The organism is Mesorhizobium sp. M7D.F.Ca.US.005.01.1.1, from assembly GCF_003952545.1.
Lineage (GTDB): Bacteria > Pseudomonadota > Alphaproteobacteria > Rhizobiales > Rhizobiaceae > Mesorhizobium > Mesorhizobium loti.
Genome location: NZ_CP034453.1, coordinates 5,393,371 through 5,413,083 on the forward strand (window position 1 = coordinate 5,393,371; position 19,713 = coordinate 5,413,083).

15 protein-coding genes are annotated in these 19,713 nt (G+C 65.0%); 6 read left to right on the forward strand and 9 right to left on the reverse strand.

Annotated elements, in window-relative coordinates; genetic code table 11:
• Positions 1-16: 16 nt before the first annotated feature.
• The 6 genes from EJ076_RS26140 to EJ076_RS26165 all read right to left on the reverse strand — a co-directional run bounded on the left by EJ076_RS26140 (position 17) and on the right by EJ076_RS26165 (position 8,539).
• Positions 17-1,102 (reverse strand): histidine kinase dimerization/phosphoacceptor domain -containing protein, encoded by a 1,086-nt coding sequence (locus tag EJ076_RS26140; protein WP_126069784.1) that lies wholly within the window; start codon positions 1,100-1,102, stop codon positions 17-19.
• Between the two features lie 161 nt (positions 1,103-1,263).
• Positions 1,264-2,754, reverse strand: a complete 1,491-nt coding sequence (locus EJ076_RS26145; RefSeq protein ID WP_126069785.1) for an efflux transporter outer membrane subunit — start codon at positions 2,752-2,754, stop codon at positions 1,264-1,266.
• Positions 2,755-2,765: 11 nt separating this feature from the next.
• Positions 2,766-5,909 carry an efflux RND transporter permease subunit gene (locus EJ076_RS26150; RefSeq protein ID WP_126069786.1) on the reverse strand — a complete coding sequence of 1,048 codons (3,144 nt, stop codon included), beginning with the start codon at positions 5,907-5,909 and terminating at the stop codon, positions 2,766-2,768.
• 4 nt (positions 5,910-5,913) lie between these two features.
• Positions 5,914-7,125, reverse strand: a complete 1,212-nt coding sequence (locus tag EJ076_RS26155; protein WP_245462883.1) for an efflux RND transporter periplasmic adaptor subunit — start codon at positions 7,123-7,125, stop codon at positions 5,914-5,916.
• Between the two features lie 340 nt (positions 7,126-7,465).
• Complete coding sequence (locus EJ076_RS26160) at positions 7,466-7,735, reverse strand: hypothetical protein (RefSeq protein ID WP_126069787.1); 270 nt, start codon at positions 7,733-7,735, stop codon at positions 7,466-7,468.
• A gap of 132 nt (positions 7,736-7,867) precedes the next feature.
• Positions 7,868-8,539, reverse strand: a complete 672-nt coding sequence (locus EJ076_RS26165; protein ID WP_126069788.1) for a hypothetical protein — start codon at positions 8,537-8,539, stop codon at positions 7,868-7,870.
• A gap of 211 nt (positions 8,540-8,750) precedes the next feature.
• On the opposite strand from EJ076_RS26165, the gene EJ076_RS26170 reads away from it, so the two are divergent.
• The 6 genes from EJ076_RS26170 to EJ076_RS26195 all read left to right on the forward strand — a co-directional run bounded on the left by EJ076_RS26170 (position 8,751) and on the right by EJ076_RS26195 (position 16,454).
• A complete protein-coding gene (locus EJ076_RS26170) occupies positions 8,751-9,479 on the forward strand; it encodes a response regulator (protein ID WP_109660662.1) in 729 nt (242 codons plus the stop codon).
• Entirely contained in the window at positions 9,476-10,717 is a 1,242-nt protein-coding gene (locus EJ076_RS26175) for an ATP-binding protein (protein ID WP_126069789.1), read from the forward strand. Before EJ076_RS26170 ends, EJ076_RS26175 begins: the two co-directional genes overlap by 4 nt.
• A gap of 632 nt (positions 10,718-11,349) precedes the next feature.
• Positions 11,350-12,519, forward strand: coding sequence for an acyltransferase (locus EJ076_RS26180; RefSeq protein ID WP_126069790.1), 1,170 nt, complete (start codon positions 11,350-11,352; stop codon positions 12,517-12,519).
• The gene (locus EJ076_RS26185; protein ID WP_126069791.1) at positions 12,516-13,622 is read left to right on the forward strand and encodes a glycosyltransferase family A protein; all 1,107 of its coding nucleotides are present in this window, start codon (positions 12,516-12,518) and stop codon (positions 13,620-13,622) included. Before EJ076_RS26180 ends, EJ076_RS26185 begins: the two co-directional genes overlap by 4 nt.
• A 3-nt stretch (positions 13,623-13,625) precedes the next feature.
• Positions 13,626-14,660, forward strand: a complete 1,035-nt coding sequence (locus tag EJ076_RS26190; RefSeq protein ID WP_126069792.1) for a glycosyltransferase — start codon at positions 13,626-13,628, stop codon at positions 14,658-14,660.
• A 9-nt stretch (positions 14,661-14,669) separates the two neighbouring features.
• A complete protein-coding gene (locus EJ076_RS26195; protein WP_126069793.1) occupies positions 14,670-16,454 on the forward strand; it encodes an ABC transporter ATP-binding protein in 1,785 nt (594 codons plus the stop codon).
• A 308-nt stretch (positions 16,455-16,762) separates the two neighbouring features.
• Here EJ076_RS26195 and EJ076_RS26200 read toward each other — a convergent pair whose 3' ends face one another.
• The 3 genes from EJ076_RS26200 to minD all read right to left on the reverse strand — a co-directional run bounded on the left by EJ076_RS26200 (position 16,763) and on the right by minD (position 19,687).
• On the reverse strand, positions 16,763-18,229 hold the full coding sequence (locus tag EJ076_RS26200) for a hypothetical protein (protein ID WP_126069794.1): 1,467 nt from the start codon (positions 18,227-18,229) through the stop codon (positions 16,763-16,765).
• A gap of 373 nt (positions 18,230-18,602) precedes the next feature.
• The gene (gene minE / locus EJ076_RS26210; RefSeq protein ID WP_126069795.1) at positions 18,603-18,875 is read right to left on the reverse strand and encodes a cell division topological specificity factor MinE; all 273 of its coding nucleotides are present in this window, start codon (positions 18,873-18,875) and stop codon (positions 18,603-18,605) included.
• Positions 18,872-19,687 (reverse strand): septum site-determining protein MinD, encoded by an 816-nt coding sequence (gene minD, locus EJ076_RS26215; protein WP_126071144.1) that lies wholly within the window; start codon positions 19,685-19,687, stop codon positions 18,872-18,874. Before minD ends, minE begins: the two co-directional genes overlap by 4 nt.
• Between the last annotated feature and the right edge of the window lie 26 nt (positions 19,688-19,713).

Below are 19,713 nucleotides of genomic sequence, written 5' to 3' on the forward strand. Positions count from 1 at the left end.
GGCCGGTATTCCCGGACTAGCCGGCGGCGGCAGCCGAGCGCTTGAAGACGATGGTGACCCGCGTGCCCTCGCCGGCGCTCGAATTCACGTCGAATTCCGCCTTGGCATTCTCGGTCAGCGATCGGGCGATCAGCGCGCCGAGCTTGCCGCGCTTGGGCCAGGTCTCGCCCTCCGGCAGGCCGATTCCGTCATCGGCGACGACGATGCGGCAGCCATCGCCGTCAACGATACTGTGCAGCGTGATCGTGCCGCCGTCGCGCCCCTGGAAGGCATGTTTGAGCGCATTGGTCAAAAGCTCGTTCACCACCAGCCCGGTTGGCATGGCGACGTTGATCGACACCGGATAGGTATCGACCTTCATGTCGAGCCGGATACCCTCGACGGCATGCGAGTTCATCACCGCCGACGCGATCTGGCTGAGATAGACGCCAAGATCGACCTCATCCTTGTCATCGTCGCCCGACAGCGTCTGATAGAGGATCGCCAGCGCGTCGACGCGCCCCGCCAGCCTCTCGAAACGCTTCTGGTCCGGCTCGGCCGCGTTGCGCGTCTCCATCCGGATCAGCGCGGTGATCATCTGCAGATTGTTCTTCACCCGGTGCTGCAGTTCGCGCAGCAGCGTGTCCTTCTCGCGGACGCGCTCGTCGATCGATCGCGCATCCTCGGTTTCGCCATGGGCCGAGACGTCGACCAGCGCTACCAGTCGGAAGCAGACCTTGCCATTGTCGTCCTCGATGACATTGGAATAGACGTCCACGATCGCCGGTTGGTCTTCTGTCCGCTCCAGCCGGAACGTGCCGACGAAATCGGTCTCCTCGACCACGGCCTCGAACAGCACCCGGTCCTTCTGCCGGTGCAGGCCGGTGCCGGAAAGCGCCGCCCAGTGTTGCCGGGCGAGCTTCGCCGCCTTAAGGCCGGACAGTTTCTCGAATTCCGGATTGGCATAGACGACGCGCTCCTTCGAACCCAGGTCCGAGACCGCAATGGCGATCGGCACCTGGTCGAGGAACTTCTTGAACTGTTCGCTCTCCAGCGCGCTGGCAAGGTCCGGCGTTTCGAGCAACTGCCCGACCGCTTCGGCCTTCTGTGTATCGGATGTCATCTGCGGGCGCGCCTGTGCTGTGCGTGTGCGCCATCAGTATCAGCGATGCGTTCAGCCCGCCATCGCCAAAGCTGGAGGCGGCATTTTCACGCGCCGCGTCGGCGATAAGCGGCGTGTGGCGCAGCCGCCTCGAAGCAAGCAGCCGAGGCCTTGGGAGCGCCTCACAAGGCCGGCTTCGACGCCAGCCGTGGACCGGTCTTGACGTCGACGATCTCCGGCTTGGCGCTGTTGACCGCGCCGTCCCAACCGCCGCCGAGCGCCTTGTTGAGGGCGATGTAGTTGGTCGCCAGCAAGACGCGGCTTTGCAGCAGCGAGTCCTCGGCCGAGTAGAGCGAGCGCTGGGCGTCGAGCACATCGAGAAGGCTGGTCTCGCCGGCCTTGTAGAGCGTGCCTTCGAGGCTTGCCGCCTCGCCATAGGACTTCGCTGACGAGGCGAGCTTGCCGATCCTGATGCGCTCCTGCGCCAACAGCACAAGCGCATTCTCCACATCCTCGAGCGCCGTCAGCACCGAAGACCGGTAGGCGATGAAATATTGATCGCGCTGCGCCTTGGCGACCTCGACGGCCGCCTGCAATTGCCCGGCATTGAACACCGGCACGCTGAGCGTCGGTCCGAACGACCAGCCGATCGACGAATTCTTGCCGAGGTCGCCGAGCTTCAACGCCGCCGTGCTGATGTCTCCGGTCAGGCTGACCGAGGGATAGCGGGCGGCCTCGGCCTGGCCGATCTTGGCGGTGTATTGCGCGTATTGCCGTTCCGCCATGCGCACATCGGGGCGCGACAGCAGGATGTCGGCGGGAATGCCGGTCGGAATCGGCAGGCGCGGCGTCGGGATCGGTGCACCGCGTTTCAGCCGGTCGCTCAGTGCTGCCGGCGGGCGGCCGGTGAGCACAGAGAGGCGATGCACGGCCCCCGCATAGCTTGCCTCCAGCGTCGGCACCGCGGCTTCGGTGCTGCTCGCCTGCCCCATCGCCTTGGCGACGTCGGCCGCGGTTGCCGTGCCCGCCTGCGCCATGGTGCGGGTGAGTTCGGCGGTCTGCCGTTGCGATACGGCCGAACGCCTGGCGAGCGCGATGCGGGCCTGGTAGCCGCGCGCCTGGGCATAGGTCGATGCGACATCGCCGACCAGGGTCAGAAGCGTCGAGCGCAGCTCCTCTTGCGAGGCGTCGAGCCCATAGCGGGCAGCCTCCACGCCCCGGCGGTTGCCGCCGAACAGGTCGAGCTCCCAGCTGGCATCGAAGCCGGCCTGGTACTCGTTGTAGGTGGCATCAGAGCCTGACGTGGTCTCGGCGGACTTGTTGCGGGTAGCGGAGCCTGAGCCATCCACCGAGGGCAGCAATGTGCCCGCACTCTGGCGATAGGTGGCGCGCGCCTCGCGGATCCTGGCCTTGGCGGTGGCGACGTCGAGATTGCCGGCAACCGCTTCGTCGACCAGCGTGTTCAGCTCGGGATCGCGCAGCCGCTGCCACCATCTCGACAGTTGCGCCGGCTGGGCCGGCTTTGTCGGCTTCTGGCCGCTCCAGTTCGCCGGCATCGCCAGCATGGGCGCCTGATAATCCGGACCGACGACGCATCCCGCGAGCAGGACGGCGGTGAGCATAGGCGCAAGGAGCCGCCCCGCGGCCACCGAGCCACGTTCCAAACCTGTCATGTGAAGTTTCCTTATTGCTGGTTGGCCGTCACCGGCGTCTCGCCCGTATCTGGTTTGGCCGCCCTGCCCTTGAAGATGCGCCGCACCGTGACGAACAGCAGCGGCACCAGGAACACGCCGATCACGGTCGCCGCGATCATGCCGCCCATCACGCCGATGCCGACGGAGTTCTGCGCGCCGGAGCCCGCACCGCTGGCAATCGCAAGTGGCAACACACCGAGGATGAAGGCCAGCGACGTCATCAGGATCGGTCGCAGCCGCTGTCGCGCGGCCTCCAGCGTCGCCTCGACAAGCCCCATGCCGGCGGTCTGCCGCTCGATGGCGAACTCGACGATGAGGATGGCGTTCTTGGCGGCGAGACCGATCGTGGTCAAAAGGCCGACCTTGAAATAGACGTCGTTGGACTGGCCGAAGAGACTCGCCGCCAGCAGCGCGCCGAAGATGCCGATCGGCACCGAGAGCATGACCGCGAACGGGATCGACCAGCTCTCATAAAGCGCGGCCAGGCACAAGAACACGACAAGTGCCGAGATCGCATAGAGCGACAGCGCCTGATTGCCGGAAAGCTTCTCCTGGTGCGACAGGCCGGTCCATTCGTGGGAGTAACCGGCGGGCAGTTGCGCCACAAGCTTGTCGATCTCGTCCATGGCGGCACCCGAGCTGACGCCCGTGGCCGCCGCGCCCTGGATCTCGACCGCCGCCGAACCATTGTAGCGCTCCAGCCTGGGCGAACCGAATGTCCAGTGGCTGGAGGCGAAGGCCGAGAACGGCACCATGGCGCCGCTGGCATTGCGGACCTGCCATTTGTCCAGGTCCTCCGGCTGCATGCGGAAGTTCGGGTCCGACTGCAGATAGACCGGCTTCACCCGTCCGCGATCGATGAAATCATTGACATAGTCGCTGCCCCAGGCGGTCGACAGCGTGTTGTTGATGTCGGCCAGGCTGACGCCGAGCGCGCTTGCCTTTTCCTGGTCGATATCGACCGAGAATTGCGGCTGGTCTTCCTGCCCGTTGGGGCGGGTGTTGGCGAGCACCTTGCTCTGCCCGGCCAGGGCCAGAAGCTGGTTACGCGTCTGGATCAGCGCGTCATGGCCGGCGCCGTTGACGTCCTGCAGGTAGAAGTCGAAGCCGTTGGTGTTGCCGAACCCCTGGATGGCGGGAGGCGCAAGCGCGAAGACCTGCGCGTCCCTGATCTTGGAGAAGGCGCCCATGGCGCGGCCAGCGATCGCCTGCGCAGCCATGGCCGGCGATTTGCGCAGGCCGAAATCCTTCAGCCGCACGAAAGCGATGCCGACATTCTGCCCGGCGCCGCCGAAGCCGAAGCCGGAGGCGGTGAACACCCCGTCGACGGCGTCCTTCTCTTGGCCGAGATAGTGGTCGGTGACTTGCGCCAGCACGCGCTCGGTGCGGTCCTGCGTCGCGCCGACCGGCAGCTGCACGCTGGTGATCAGGATGCCCTGGTCCTCTTCCGGCAGGAACGAACTCGGCAGCCGGGCAAACATCCAGCCCACGGCAACGACGATGGCGAGGAACACGACGAGGAAGCGCCAGGACCGGTTGATGATGCCGTGCGAGCCGTCGCGATAGGCAAGCGTACCGCGATCGAAGACCCGGTTGAACCAGCCGAACGGACCGGTCTGCGTCGCATGGTCCTTGGGCGGCCGCAGGATGGTGGCGCACAGTGCCGGCGTCAGCACGAGTGCTACCAGCACCGACAGCACCATCGCCGAGACGATGGTCACTGAGAATTGCCGGTAGATGATGCCGGTCGAGCCGCCGAAGAAGGCCATCGGCACGAACACGGCCGAAAGCACGGTGGCGATGCCGATCAGCGCGCCGGTGATTTCATGCATCGACTTGCGCGTCGCCTCCTTCGGCGACAGGCCCTCTTCCTGCATCACGCGTTCGACATTCTCGACGACGACGATGGCGTCGTCGACCAAAAGGCCGATGGCGAGCACCATGGCGAACATGGTCAGCGTGTTGACGGAATAGCCGAACAGCGACAGCACGCCGAACGTGCCGAGCAGCACCACCGGCACGGCGATGGTCGGGATGATGGTGGCGCGCAAATTCTGCAGGAAGATGAACATCACCAGGAATACCAGCACGATCGCTTCGGCCAGCGTCTTGACCACTTCCTCGATCGACAGCCGCACGAAGGGCGAGGTGTCGTAGGGATAGACGACCTCGACCCCTTGCGGGAAGGTCGAGCTCAGCCGGGCGATCGTCGAACGCACCGCCTCGGCGGTGTTGATGGCGTTGGCGCCGGTCGCCAGGTTGACGGCGACGCCGGCCGCCGGCTTGCCGTTGTAATTGGCCTGCGTCGTATAGCTTTCGGCGCCGAGTTCGACGGTGGCGACGTCGTTGAGGCGCACCAGCGAGCCGTCCGTCTGGCTCTTCAGGATGATGTTGCGGAACTGTTCGGCGGTCTGCAGCCGGCTCTTGGCAGTCACCGTTGCATTGAGCTGCTGGCCCTTGCGCGCCGGCAGGCCGCCGAGCTGGCCGGCCGAAACCTGCGTGTTCTGCGCCTCGATCGCCGAGGCCACGTCGCTCGGCATCAGGGCATATTTGGCGAGCTTGTCGGGGTCGAGCCAGATGCGCATGGCATAGCCGGAGCCGAACAGCTGCGTCGAGCCCACGCCTTCGACGCGCTTCAGCGTGTCGTTGACGGTGGCGTCGACATAGTCGGCGAGATCGGTCGAGTTCATCTTGCCGTCGGTCGAGACGAAGCCGATGACCATCAGGAAGCCGGTCGAGGATTTGGAGACGGTGATGCCGTTGCTCTGCACCACCTGCGGCAGCTGCGACTGCACCAGTTGCAGCTTGTTTTGCGTCTGCACCTGGGCGGTATCGGGATCGGCTGATGTGGTGAAGGTCAGCGTGATCGAGGCCGAACCGGTCGAGGTCGACGTCGCCGTCATGTAGTCGAGATTGTCGATGCCGGTCATGCCTTGCTCGATGACCTTGGTCACCGAATTTTCCACCGTCTGCGCATCGGCGCCCGGATAGGTGGCGCTGATATTGACCGTGGTCGGCGCGATCTGCGGATATTGCGAGATCGGCAGCGAGGTGAGCGCCAGGAGGCCGCCCAGCATGATCACGATGGCGATCACCCAGGCGAAGATCGGCCGGTTTATGAAGAATACGGACATCGCCTTAGTTCCCGGTCGCGGCGGCAGGCGCCGGTTTGGCCGCATTGGACGCGGCTGGTGCGGCCGAAGTGCCCTGCCCGCGGTCCTTGACCTCGCCGGTCGTCTCGTCGATCGTCACTTCGACGCCCGTCGCATCACCGCCGGGGCGCACCAGCTGCATGCCTTCGACGATGACACGGTCGTCGTCGCCGACACCGGAATCCACCAGCCAGTTGTTGCCGACGCTGTTGCGCACCGCGAGCACGCGCGTCTCGACCTTGCCCTGCGCATTGATGACCATGGCGGTGGCCTCACCCTTGGTGTTGCGGCTGACGGCGCGCTGCGGCACCAGGAAGCTGTTCTGGGCGACGCCCTCCTCGACCAGCGCCCGCACATACATGCCGGGCAAAAGCAGGCGGTCGGGGTTGGGGAATTCGGCCCTGAGCGCGAAGGTGCCGGTGGTCTGGTCGACATTGGCGCCGGCGAATTCCATCTTGCCGGTCTGCGTGTATATGGTGCCGTTCTCGAGCTTCAGCTTGACGCTGACATTGGGGCCGCTGAACTTCAGCCGCCCTTCCGAGATGGCCTGGCGCAGATTGAGCAGATTGGTGCTCGACTGCGTGACATCGACATTGATCGGATCGAGCGCGCGGATGGTGGTCAGCACCGTGTCCTGGTTGGCGGTCACCAGCGCGCCGGGCGTCAGCGTGGACTTGTCGATGCGGCCGGCGATCGGCGCGGTGATCGAGGTGCGGTCGAGGCTGATGCGTGCCGTCTCGGCGCTGGCCTTGGCCGAGGCGACATCGGCTTGCGCCTGTGCGAGCGTAGCGGCGGCATCGTCATAATCCTGTTTGGAAACAACGTTCTGCTTCAACAGGCCGGCATAGCGGTCGAACTTGGCCTGCGCCGTGGGCACCGCCGCTTCCGCCTTCTGCTGGGCCGCGACCGCGCTGTCATAGGCCGCCTTGTAGCTTGCCGGATCGATGAGGTAGAGCGGCTGTCCCGCCGCCACCTCGCTGCCCTCCTTGAACAGGCGCTGCTGGATGATGCCGTTCACCTGCGGGCGCACCTCGGCAACCAGCGAGGCCGCCGTGCGCCCTGACAGTTCGGCTGTGATCGCGACCGATTGCGGATGCAGGGTGACGACGCCGACTTCCGGCTTACCTGCCGCGCCCATGCCGGCGGGAGCGCCGTTCTCCTGTGAACAGGCGGCCAGCAAAAGGGTGGCAGCGAACATCGCGGCCCAGGGCGCCAGACGGAGTGCCGGCTGCGGAGACGGGCTAGACTGGATAGACATGGACTGAATGATCTTTCGCTGGAGTTGCGTGCGCGGGCAATCGACCGCTTGGTCGAAGCATGCCGACCGATATCTTGATGGTAGGCCGCGCCGGTCCGCGGGCGGCGACGAGCAATGGTTCGAAGCGGCTCATGTCGCGCTCCTTCTCGGCGGCCGGAGCTGCTCGAAGGTCGAGTAGCTGGCCGCGATGCCCACCAACATCATTATGCCGATCAACGAGGACATGCCAAGCGTCTTGCCCGAGTCCTGCGCGATCCAGAGTCCTGCGCGGTCCCGAGCCTTACGCGATCTTGCGGTCATGATGTCCTTGGTTGTTGAGCGGCTCCGCAAACGGAAGCGACAGGCGCCAGGCGGCGAAGCTCAGGCGGATCGCGCCCTTCAGCGTGTCGGCCGGCAGAGCCAGCGGCAAGCCGCGACCGGACAGCGGTAGGCCGCGTCCGGACAGCGGAAGACCGCGTCTGGACAGCGGTAGGCCGCGTCCGGCATGGCCGAGCGACAATCTCGGGCTGGCGGACGCGAGCAGCCGCAGCAGCATCATGGCTTCCCACATTGTCGTGCTTTCCATTGGTGATTTGAATTGGGCATGATTTGAACTGGGATGGCGGCCCGCCATCCCAGAAGAAACCGGCCGGCCCGAGAACGGGTTGGGTACCGGGCCGGCCGGCGCAGCCGGTCAGAGTTATCAGCCGTTCCCGGGCTGGGGCGGCGGCGGGCTGCCATCGTTGGGCAGGCCTCTGGGGCCGGCTGCATCATCCGGCGGACCGCCCCAGGGACCGGGGGGTGGTCCGTGGGGACGTTCCGCCGAAGCAAGGATTTCGAGCTGTTCGGGCGTCAGCTTGGCACGCAGTGCCGCGATCGCCTCCTTCAGTTTGCCGGCCGAAACCGCGCGGGCCGTGACGTCGTCGGCCAGCTTTTCCTGGAAGGCGAAGGGATCGGACTTGCCGCCCGGGCCTGCTGCATCAGGGTCTTTCGCTTCAGGACCGCCAGGACCGCCCGTACCACCAGGGCCGCGATCGGGCCGTGGCGGTGTCAGCACGGCCTGCAGCGCGCTGGTGTAGTCGCGCCAGGCATCGAGCTGTTCGCTGCGGATGCCGACACGGGTTTCGAGCGCGGCCAGCCGGGCGGCGAGCATGAATTCCGGCGGCGGCCCCATACGGCGGGGACCAAAGCCTTCAGGCCCAAAAGCTTGCGGGCCAAAACCCTGAGGACCATGCCGCATCGGTCCATGCGGACCGGGTCCATCCTGCATTGCCATGACCGGGGGCTCGCCGGGGCCCGGATCGGGCTGTGCCGCCAGCACGGGGTGGATTGCGGCGACGGAAAACAGGCCGAGCGCAAGAAGTCTGCTTCGCATGACGGTGTTCCTTTCTCTCATGCATCGGACGACCATGAGGATAGGAAGCCTGTTTGTCCGCTTCGCGTCGGCGTGTTGCCGAAGGTTTCCGCAAAAGGGCAATTTGTTTCCGAATGTTTCCCTCAGGCCACCGGAAACATTCAGTTGCAATTTTCCATGCCGCATGGGCGCGGCTCTCCCTATAATCGCGGCCAAGGCAAGGGCACGATTGATGCAGTCACAACCCCATATCCTCGTCGTCGACGACGACCGCGAGATCAGGACGCTTCTCCAGCGCTATCTCGACAGCCAGGGCTTTCGCGTCACGGCGGCGGCGGACCGGCGCGAATGCGAGCAGCGGCTGGGCGTGGGTCAGTTCGACCTGATCGTGCTCGACGTCATGCTGCCGGACGGATCCGGCCTCGATATCTGCCGGGGCTTGCGTGACCGCAAGCCGCACATCCCGGTCATCCTGCTGACGGCGCTGAAGGAAGATGTCGACCGCATCATCGGCCTGGAGCTCGGTGCCGACGACTATCTCGGCAAGCCGTTCAACCCGCGCGAGCTCATTGCCCGCATCCGCGCCGTGCTCAGGCGCTCGACGCCCGAGGAGGCGCCGGCACCGCCGCGCGCCCGTATCTATCGCTTCGCCAGCTACAGGCTGGAACCGGACACCCGCAAGGTGACGGACGCGCAGGGCGTCGCCGTCGACCTCACCGGCGCTGAATTCGACCTTTTGCAGGTGTTTCTCGACCGCCCCGGCAGGCTTCTGTCGCGCGACCAGCTTCTCGACCTGACGCAAGGCCGCGAGCGCGACCCGCTCGAACGCTCGGTCGATGTGCTGGTGAGCCGGCTGCGCCGCAAATTCACCGATACCGGCGACGGGCCGCTGTTCAAGACGGTGCGCAATGGCGGCTACCAGCTCACCGCGCGCGTCGACACGGTGGAGAGCCACGCGTGAACTCGCTGCGCCGCCGCCTCATCCTGCTGCTGGTCGCCTCGATCGTCGGCGTCGTCGGCCTGGCGACGGCCGCCGTCATCAGCGTGCGCGGCGGTGGGCCGCCGCCGGAACTGACCGTGCCCTGGGTCGCCCAGCAGATGGAGCTGGTGATGCGGCTGCTGCCCGGCCCGATCCCGGACGTCCTGCAAGTGCAGCTCACCGACCACCCGGCCGGGGGCAAGGTGGCTCGTCCGGAAACCGCGATGCTCAACGACGTCTTGCGCCGCCGGGGTTTCGACGTCCTGGCTGTCGTCAGCGACAAGTCGGACGAACCCGGCCAGCTTGCATCGGTGCGCCTGCCCGACAATCGCTGGGCGATCGTGGAGGTTCCCCACATCGATCCGCCACGGCGCGAATGGCTGATTCTGGCCGGCTGGATCTCGCTGATCGTCGCCGGCGCCACGGCGGTGTCGGTCTATTTCACCTCGGTGCTGATCCGGCCGCTGGAGATGTTGGAGACCGCCGTCTCCAAGATCGGATCGGATGGCGTGCTAGCGGCGGTGCCGGAAGTGGGTTCGGCCGAGGTCAAGGCCACCGCGCATGCGCTGAACCAGCTCTCGTCGCGGCTGAGAACCGCCATGGAAAGCCGCATGCGGCTGGTCGCCGCCGCCGGCCATGATCTGCGCACGCCGATGACGCGCATGCGGCTGCGCGCCGAGTTCCTCGACGACGAGCGCGACAAATGGCTTCACGACCTCGACGAGCTCGACCGCATCGCCGACAGCGCCATCCGCCTGGTGCGCGAAGAGGTCAACCAGGACGCCGTCGAACCGGTCGACCTGGAAAAGACGGTGCGCGACATCGAAGGCGAGATGGTGTCGCTCGGCCATCCCGTCTCCATCGGGCACCTGGACAAGGTTTGCGTGCGGGCCGGCGCGCTCGGCCTGCGCCGGGCGCTCCGCAATCTGATCGTCAACGCCGCCACCCATGGCAAGGCATGCCGCATCGACCTTGCCGTGGCCAACAATCGCGCCGTGCTGACCATTTCGGACCACGGGCCCGGCATTCCGCCGGAGCTCTTGAACAAGGCGTTCGAGCCCTTCTTCCGCGTCGACCCAGGCCGCCTGCAATCCATCCCGGGCGCTGGTCTCGGCCTCGCCATCGCCAAGGAAATCATCGAGCGCTACGGCGGCACCGTGACGCTGGAAAACCGGCGGGGTGGCGGGCTTGAACAGATGGTGGTGTTTGAGGCGGTGTGACGGGTTGGCGGCCCACAGCAGAGGCCCGCTCAGCCGAGTGACGGGCGTTGCGTGCGGCAACCGACGAAAAAACGGCGACCATGCTGCACCGCGCAAAGCCAATGGTTCCAACTCATTTCTCCGCGGAACCAGGACCGAATCCATATAGCCAAAATATAGATTCCGAAATTTCTCGTGATTTAACAAAGAACTAGGCTTTCAAGCCAAGAGATCTCCTCAATCAACCAAGGCGGGAATGTCGGCACATCTTAAATCATAGGATTTAAATTCTGCGGAAACTCGCCAAAAATGGCGAGAACCGGCCGGTTTTATCAACTTTTAGCGTTTGCTCACATAAGTATTTCAGCCGGGTAGATTTTTTGTGTTGCGCCGCACAATGCCGTAGCCGAACGATCTCCTGGGGGACTCGTTTGCGACTGGACATACGCCGTGGAGGATTCCGCCAGGTTGACCAACTTGAGCTGTCCGTCCGTCGATTTCGAGCCCGGCCCGATCGGACTCGGCCCGATAGGACTCGCAAAGCGGGGGTTTGACGGTGCCGGCGCCCTGGCGAGTCTCGTCCGCCTTGGCCTGCCGCTCGAAACGGCCGGCTGGCGGCTTCGTCGCGGACATCACGCCGGCGGAAGCCGCTGATGGGAAACGCCCGCGACATCCAACTGGATGCACTGAGGGCCATCGCCGTGACGATGGTGATGTACTCCCATTTCTTCGCGGCGGGGGGATCTTCCTTCTGGGGTCATATCGGCGTGCGGCTGTTCTTCGTGCTGAGCGGCTTCCTGATCACGCGCCTGCTCCTGGAAGCGCGTTCGGCCGCCGAATTTGAAACCGGCCCTGCGCTGCGATCCTTCTACATCAGGCGGGCGCTGCGGATATTCCCGCCCTATTTTGCCGTGCTGGGTTTCGTCTGGCTGGTCGACCTGGAGCAGTCCAGGGGATCGCTGCTCTGGCATGCGCTTTATCTCTCGAACTTCTGGTATGCGCTGCGCAATGACTGGAACCCTTGGGTGCTGTGCCATTTCTGGAGCCTGAGTATCGAGGAGCAGTTCTATCTTGCCTGGCCGCTGGTCGTCCTGCTGGCCCCACGCCGCCGCTTCGAACAAATCTGTATAGGCGTCATCGCGCTGTCGCTGGCCTATCGCTTCTATTGGCCGGTCACCGCCACCCCGGCGCTGGCGCGCGACCTGCTGCCGCCGGCATCCATGGATGCGCTGGCGACGGGCGCGCTGCTTGCCTGCTGGCGGTCCAGGGGTGCGGCCCTGCCGCACTGGATGCAGCTCAGCTGGCCTGCCTTCGCGGCCGCATTCCTTGTCATCGAGTGGTTTGTCCCCGCGCCTGCCGATCCGATGCTGGAATGGGCCCATTGGCTGGTGCGGCAAGTCCTGCCCCTGGTGCCGCTGATGGTCATCGTCGCCGCCTGTTCGCGCGGCCTTGGCGGCACAATCGGCAAGCTTCTTGACCTGCCGCCGCTGCTTGGTCTCGGCCGCATCAGCTACGGCGTCTATCTGTATCACCCGATATTGCTGTCGCTCGCCGTCAAATCGCAGCCCTGGATTCCGCTCAATGTCTCGGAGCAAGGGCCGGGGCGGTTCCTGGTTGCGGGCGCCGCCACGATTGTCGCGGCCTCGATTTCCTGGGTGGTTTTCGAAAGGCCGCTCAACAGCCTCAAGCGCCACTTCCCCTATGTCGCGCGCGCCCACGCCGCGCAGGCCGGCCGTGGCGGCTGGCTCCCAAGGGCGGCTGGCGGATCGCCCGATGGCCGCACGCCATCGCTCGACCTCCAGCGAACGGATGCAAGACGATGACCGCCGCGCCACTCGTCTCCGTCCTGTTGCCGGTCTACAATGCCGGACCCTATCTCGCCGCCGCACTGGGAAGCATCCTGCGGCAGGATTACGGCCGCCTGGAGATCATCGCGATCGATGACGGGTCGACCGACAATTCGCTCGAGATCCTCGAACGCCACCGGGCGGCCGACAGCCGCATCTCGATTATCTCGCGCGAAAACCGTGGCCTCGTCGCGACGCTCAACGAAGGGCTGGCGGTCGCCCGGGGCGAACTGGTCGCGCGGATGGATGCCGACGACGTCGCCTATCCCTGGCGCTTATCGCGCCAGGTGGCGCTGTTCGAGCGGCGGCCCGAACTCGGCTTCTGCGGCGCCGGCGTCGATATGTTGATCCGCGGCCGCATCGCCAGGGGCAAGCCCGATCCGGTGTTCCAGTTCGGCCGCATCCCCATACTGGCGATGTTCTTCACGATCTTCATGCACCCGACGGTCGTCTACAACAGGAAGGTCGTCAACGACGGCGTTCTCCACTACGACCAGACCTACAGGCACGCCGAGGATTTCGATCTTTTCAGGCGGCTGGCCGGCCGTTACCCGGCAGCCATGATGCCCGAAAACCTGGTCGTCTACCGCGTCCATCAGGCAAGCGTGACCAGCCGGCACGTCAAGGAGATGCGCAGGACGCATTTGCGGATCGTGGCCGAGAACCTCGAGCGCGAGGGCCTGGCGCAAGCCACGCGGGACCTGCGCGACATTGGCGACGTGGTCAGCCACGACACGGTTACCCGTGCGGCCAACTTCATCGTCGCGCTGGAGGAGGAGATTTGCTCGCTGCCGGCCGCGATACGGCCGAGTTTCGAGGCCGGCGCGCTGAACCTGTTCTATTTCCTCTACCAGCTCGTCGCCGACGAAAAGCAGCCCCCGCTGACGCATGAATTGCTGACGCGGACCGCGAAGTGGAACGTCATCCGGCGCCGCGAGCAATATGCGCTGCGGCCTGGCGCCTGGGCGCCCTGGCTCAGCCTTGCCTCGCTGTCGGCCAGCAGGCAAGCGGACGCCATGGCATACTTCTTCAAGTCCGCGCCCGCCGCGGCGGTTTTGGCACCTTATCAGGCGGGCTGAGGGATGACCGTCAAAGCCAACCAACCCCTGCAGCGCGATCGTTCGACGGCGCTTGGCCCTGCCCCGGCCGGTCCCCGCCCGGAACGATCGGCGCCGGAAGTCAGCTTCATCATCTGCACGCGCAACCGCGTCGCCGTGCTCGATGCCTGCATCAAGTCGGTGCAGGCCGCGTGCCGCGCACATGCCGGTTTTGCGGCCGAACTCGTGGTCGTCGACAACGGTTCGAGCGACCGCACGGCCGAGCGCCTGGCCAGCATCGCCGCTATGTCGGACATTCCATTCACGCCCGTTTGCGAGCCGCGCCCCGGATTGGCGGCTGCCCGCAACGCCGGGCTGAGGCGCGCGCGCGGCCGTGTGCTGGTCTTCGTCGATGATGATTGCGCGGTCCATTGCGACTATTTGCGCGATCTGGAGCGGCACTATGCGTCCGGGGAAAAATGGCTCATCCGGGGAGGCCGTGTCGAGCTTGGCGATCCCAGGGATTTGCCGTTCACCATCAAGCGGTCGTGGGTGCGCGAGCGGCTGACACCGGATGTCCACCCCGGCGGTTTTGTGCTGGGCTGCAACATGACGATGCACCGCGATGTCGCGGCCAGCATCGGCTATTTCGACGAACGCTTCGGCGCCGGGGGACCATTGCGGTCTGCCGAGGATACCGATTACCTCGTGCGGGCGATGCTGCTCGGCATCCCGGTCGAGTATGTGCCTGACATGACGATATTCCATCATCACGGCCGGCGGGATCGCAAAGCCATCGAAAAGCTCCACCGCGACTACAGCCTGGGCAATGGCGGGCTCTGCCTGAAGCATGTTCGCCATGCGCCCTGGCTGCTTCGCCATTTCTACTGGGCCGCACGAGGGGCTTTGCGGGAATTGACAGGTGGGCCTGCGTTCGACCGTGAACTCAACCTGTCGCACTGGCCGATCGTCGCCATGAATTTGCTCGGTGCGGCCAGGTTCGCGGTTCTCCTGCTGGCGAGACGGCCGCAGGCTGAGCCAGTGCGGCAAGATCAACAAGCCAATGCCCAGGTGAGGTGAAACGCTATAATGCCATTGCTACCGCCAAGCCTGCCGATGCTGTTCCGGGCGTTCGGAAAGCGGCAACTGCGCCTGCTTCCGGCCGTGGTGGTTCTCGGCCTGGTCAGCGCCGTCCTCGAAGGGTTCGGCATCGGCCTGATCATCCCGTTGCTGGGCATCATCATGGGACACGGGGACGCGGCGGGAATGGCCGGCTTCTCCGCTGTCCTCCAGCACGTCGGATCGGGCTTGAGCGAACGCGACCGGCTTGTCGTCATCTCGCTCGCCATCCTCGGCTCGATCGTCCTGAAGAACGTCTTCGCCTTCGCCAACACGCTGCTGACGACCTTCATCTCCGGCAAGGCAAGTCATTCGATCCGTAGCGCCCTGTCGGAGCAGCTCTTGCGCGTCGGCTACCCGTTCTTCCTGCGGCAGAGTCCGGGACGCCTGCTCAACATCATCTCCAACGAATCCTGGCGGGCATCCGATGCGATCCAGATCATGCTGTCGGCCATCGTCAGCGCATCGGCCGCCATCATCCTCTTGGCTTTCCTGCTCCTGCTTTCGTGGCGCATGACGCTGCTGGTCACGCTCGGACTGGCGCTCGTCCAGATCGCGCACGCCATCCTCTCGGCCAATCTGAAGGAGCCCAGCCGTAGCGTCGCTTCGCGCAACGGCCACCTCGCCTCGCAGATGCTTCACCTTGTGCATGCCGGACGGCTGATCCGCATCTTCGGACAGGAGAACCGGGAGAAGGCGATATTCGACACAGCCTCCGATGCGGTTCGCCGCGCCTCTTTCGTCCTGCTCGTTCGTCAGGGAGCGCTGCCGCCGCTGACGGAGGTTCTCCACGCCATGCTGTTCCTGGCGGTGGTGATCGGCGCCTGGCTGGCGCAGGTGAGTTTCCCGCTGATCATCGCGTTCGTCATACTGCTCTACAGGCTGCAGCCGCATATGCGGGCCCTGCAAGGGTCGTGGAGCCAGCTGCAAGGCCTGAGCGGATCGCTCGAAGAGGTGACATGGCTGCTGGATCCCGCCGGCAAGCCGCAACCGCCGCGAGGCGATGGGCCGTTCCACGGTCTGCGCCAGGGCATCAAGTTCGATGATGTGACGTTCACCTATTCCGGCACGGACCGGCGTGAAGTGGTGCTGCATGCGGCGACGTTCGAAATCGGCAGCGGCCGCTCGACGGCGCTGATCGGCCGCTCGGGCGCCGGCAAGACGACCATCGTCAATCTCCTGTGCCGCTTCGTGGAACCGGACACCGGCAGGATTCTCGTCGACGGATCACCGCTCGACTGGATCGATGCCAGCCAGTGGCGACGGCACATCGCACTGGCCAGCCAGGAGCTGGAACTGGTCGACGGCACCATTTTTGAAAACATAACCTACGGCCAGGACGCGGCCACCGCCGGCGACGCCGAGGGCGCCGCAAGACTGGCCGAAGCGCATGAATTCATCGAACGGCTGCCTCAGGGTTACGAGACGCTGGTTGGCTACAGGGGTGTCAATCTCTCGGCGGGACAGAGGCAGCGGATAGCGTTGGCCAGGGCCCTGGTGCGCGATCCCGATCTCCTCATCCTGGACGAAGCCACCAATGCGGTGGACGGGCTGTCGGAAGCGGCCATCGTCGAGACCCTGAAGTCGAGAGCCGGCCGCCGCACGACCATCGTCATCAGCCACCATCACAGCACCATCTCGTTCTGCGACGACGTGGTGATCCTGAGCGGCGGCCGCGTGAAAAAGCAGGCACCGTTCGGCGCCCTGGCATCACTCTCCATGGACGAGCTTTACCAGCACGAGCCGATCGACTGATGCATGTCGCCCAAAAGTGCGCAGCGGTTTTGGGTCAACGACATGCATAAAACGGGAGCCACACGATCGCTTCCCGTATGCGTTCGTGGCTTGCTTGTTGGCGGGCCGCCGCATGGTTCGAATCAGAGGCCAGGGAATTGCCGCTGGCACCTTCCGTGATCGCACCAATGCCATGCGGTGTTGAGGCTCGCTACCTTGCCTCTCGCGGTGGACCTGTCGATCCGCCTTGGCCGGTGCCCATTGGCTTACTCTCCGGATGCGGTGCCGGCCTCCCTCGCGGGTTCTCCGACGCGGAGAGCCTGCACGGTTTAAGTCGCCGCGCGGAGGTTCCTGCGGATGCGTCGCCTGCCCGTTTCCCGTGCCTTCTCCGCCACCACGCCGGCAATCTCGACCACGCCGCTCTCGCGCGGTCTGCCATTGGTGGCCTTGTGCAGCCGCTCGTAGGGCAGCAATTCCTTGACCCGGGCATTGAGTGACTCGATTTCGGCCCTGAGGTCGTCGCATTCCTGCCTCTGGACATCGAGCTGTATCTGCTCCGATGCCTGTTGCAGCGTGAGCTGCGAAAGATCGGCGTTCAATCTGGAAAGGCTCATCTTGTCGTTTTCGTTCTCATGGGTGAGAGCGGACAATCTTTCGTCGGCGATTTTCTTTTCGGCCAGCGCGTCGTTCAGTTCGGTCTTGAGCCTGGCGATTTCGCCGGCGGCCTCGCTGTTCTCGGTCGACGCCTGCTCCAGTCGCGATTGCAGGTCCTGGACCTCCGAACGCAGACCGCGCATTTCCGTCTGGCTGCGAGACAGTTCGGCTTCCCTGTCGCCTTCCATCATGCGGGCCGCTTCGCTTGCTTCCGACAGCTTCGCCTGTGCGGCCTCGAGCGACTTCTGCAGCCGCATCTCCTCTTTCTCGCTCTTGCCCAGCGCGGCCAGCAGTTCGGCCAGCCGCGCTGCTTCGCTGGCATGGATCGTCGAGAGCTCGTCGAGCCTGTGGCGCGCCTGGGATTCCCGCTTCAGCGCCTTGTCGAGATCGATGGACAGGCTGACATGCTTTTCGCGCAGCATCTTGCTCTCGCGCAAGCGCCTGTTGGCCTCGACCGTTCTGGCGGTCAGCCGCTTGGCGATGTCGCCGAACTCCGCGTCGCGTTTTGCGCTCGCATTGGCTGTCTCCACAAGCTCCAGCCTTACCGCGGCAAGCGCTGCGCGAAGCGCCTCCCTGTCCTGAACCAGGCTTGTCTCGCGCTGTTGCAGCGCTTCGAAAGCGCCCTCACGCTCGCGCAGCTTTCTCACCGCGTCGTGCAGCTTTTCCGACAGCGTTCTCTGTTCCGCGCCGAGGCCCGCATTGGCAAGCTCGAACTCGTTGGCGCGAAGAATGTCGTTGTGCAGGATGTTGAGGAATTCGCGCGTCAAATGGTGTGAGGTCGCGATCTCCGACAGCTTGCCGTTGATCTCGTCCAGATAGTCCCTGGCGTCGTGGAAGAGCCCTTCAAAGGCACTCAACGCAGCCAGCCGCGTCTGGGTATGGGGCGTCAGCCGTGGCGCGGTTTCGGGACTGCCCGCATCATCCGTGGTGTCCGCACTATCCGGATTTGCCGCATTCGCCTCGGGCGGCGCGTCGTCGGGTCCTGCCGCCTGATCCGAGGCATCCGCGACAGTGTCGCTCTTTGGCGGCGCCTGGCCCTCGGCGACGAGATCTGAATCCAGCGCATCCGCCAGATCGACCTGCAGTTCCTGGAATGCCTTGTCTACGTCTTCAGCACGCTTGAGCAAGCCCTTGAAGTTCATGCTCGAACTCCTTTTACTCACACCCCAACTCGGTACTTAACGAATTACTAACATGACCTTACATCCGCTGGCCGCACAGGGGAAGCCCCTGTTGGCGGCAAGGTAAATTTGGGACATTTGGGGGGTTGGATGCTGCGGGTGACGCGATGTGAGGGTGCGAAACTGGTACTGTCGGCGGGACAGCGCCCCCCTCTGTCCTGCCGGACATCTCCCCCACGAGGGGGGAGATTGGACGTCATGCGGGCTTTCGCCAATCGCCAACGTTGCAAGAAGAGTTGGGTGGCCGGGGCTGCCAATCTCCCCCCTCGTGGGGGAGATGTCCGGCAGGACAGAGGGGGGCGCGAAGGATCGCGACCTTCCCCAGCCTTAGATCCTACCCCGCCATCGCCATGGGCACGGCGCTCTTGTTGGGGATCTGGATATCGATCTCCAGCGTCGACATGGTCTCGCCGCGGTCCATCGAGACCTGCAGATAGTCCTGGTCGATCTGCACATGCTTGGCGATGACGGCCATGATCTCCTCGCGCAGGATGGAGACGAGGTCGGGCTGGCTGCGGTTGCGGCGCTCATAGGCAAGCAGCACTTGCAGCCGCTCGCGCGCCACCGGCGCGCTGGAGCGCCGCTTGAAGATGTCGAGCAGGCTCATGCCGCCCTCCTTCCCAAAAGACGATCGAGGAAACCCTTGCGTTCGAAGGGCACGATAACAGGCAATTCCTCGCCTTCCAGCCGCCTGGCGGCGTCGAGATAGGCGCGTGCAGCAGTGTTGAGCGGCTCCGACAGCGTCACCGGCGAACCGAGGTTGGAGGCGCGCAGCACATCCTGGCTCTCGGGGATGATGCCGAGCAGCGGCACCGACAGGATTTCCAGCACGTCGTCGATGGAGAGCATTTCGCCACGCGCCGCGCGGGCCGCGTCATAGCGCGTGACCAGCACATGCTTGGCGATATGCTCGCCCTGCTCCGCCTTCATGGTGCGGGCGTCGAGCAGGCCGATGATGCGATCGGAATCGCGCACGGACGACACTTCCGGATTGGTGACGATGACCGCCTCGTCGGCAAAGCGCATGGCGAGCTGCGCGCCGCGCTCGATGCCGGCCGGGCTGTCGCAGAACACGTAGTCGAACACCGAGCGCAGCTTGTCGATGACTTCGCCGACGCCCTCCTCGGTCAGCGCATCCTTGTCGCGCGTCTGCGAGGCCGGCAGCAGGAATAGCGTCTCGACCCGCTTGTCGCGGATCAGCGCCTGCGAAAGCTTGGCCGTGCCCTGGATGACGTTGACGAGGTCGAACACCACGCGGCGTTCGGCGCCCATGATCAGGTCGAGGTTGCGCAGGCCAACGTCGAAATCGACAAGCGCCACCTTCTTGCCGGTCTTGGCGACCGCGGCACCAAGGGCCGCCGTCGAGGTCGTCTTGCCGACGCCCCCCTTGCCCGAGGTGACCACCACTACCTTGCCCATTGAAAAGCCTCCGTTGTTGTTCATTT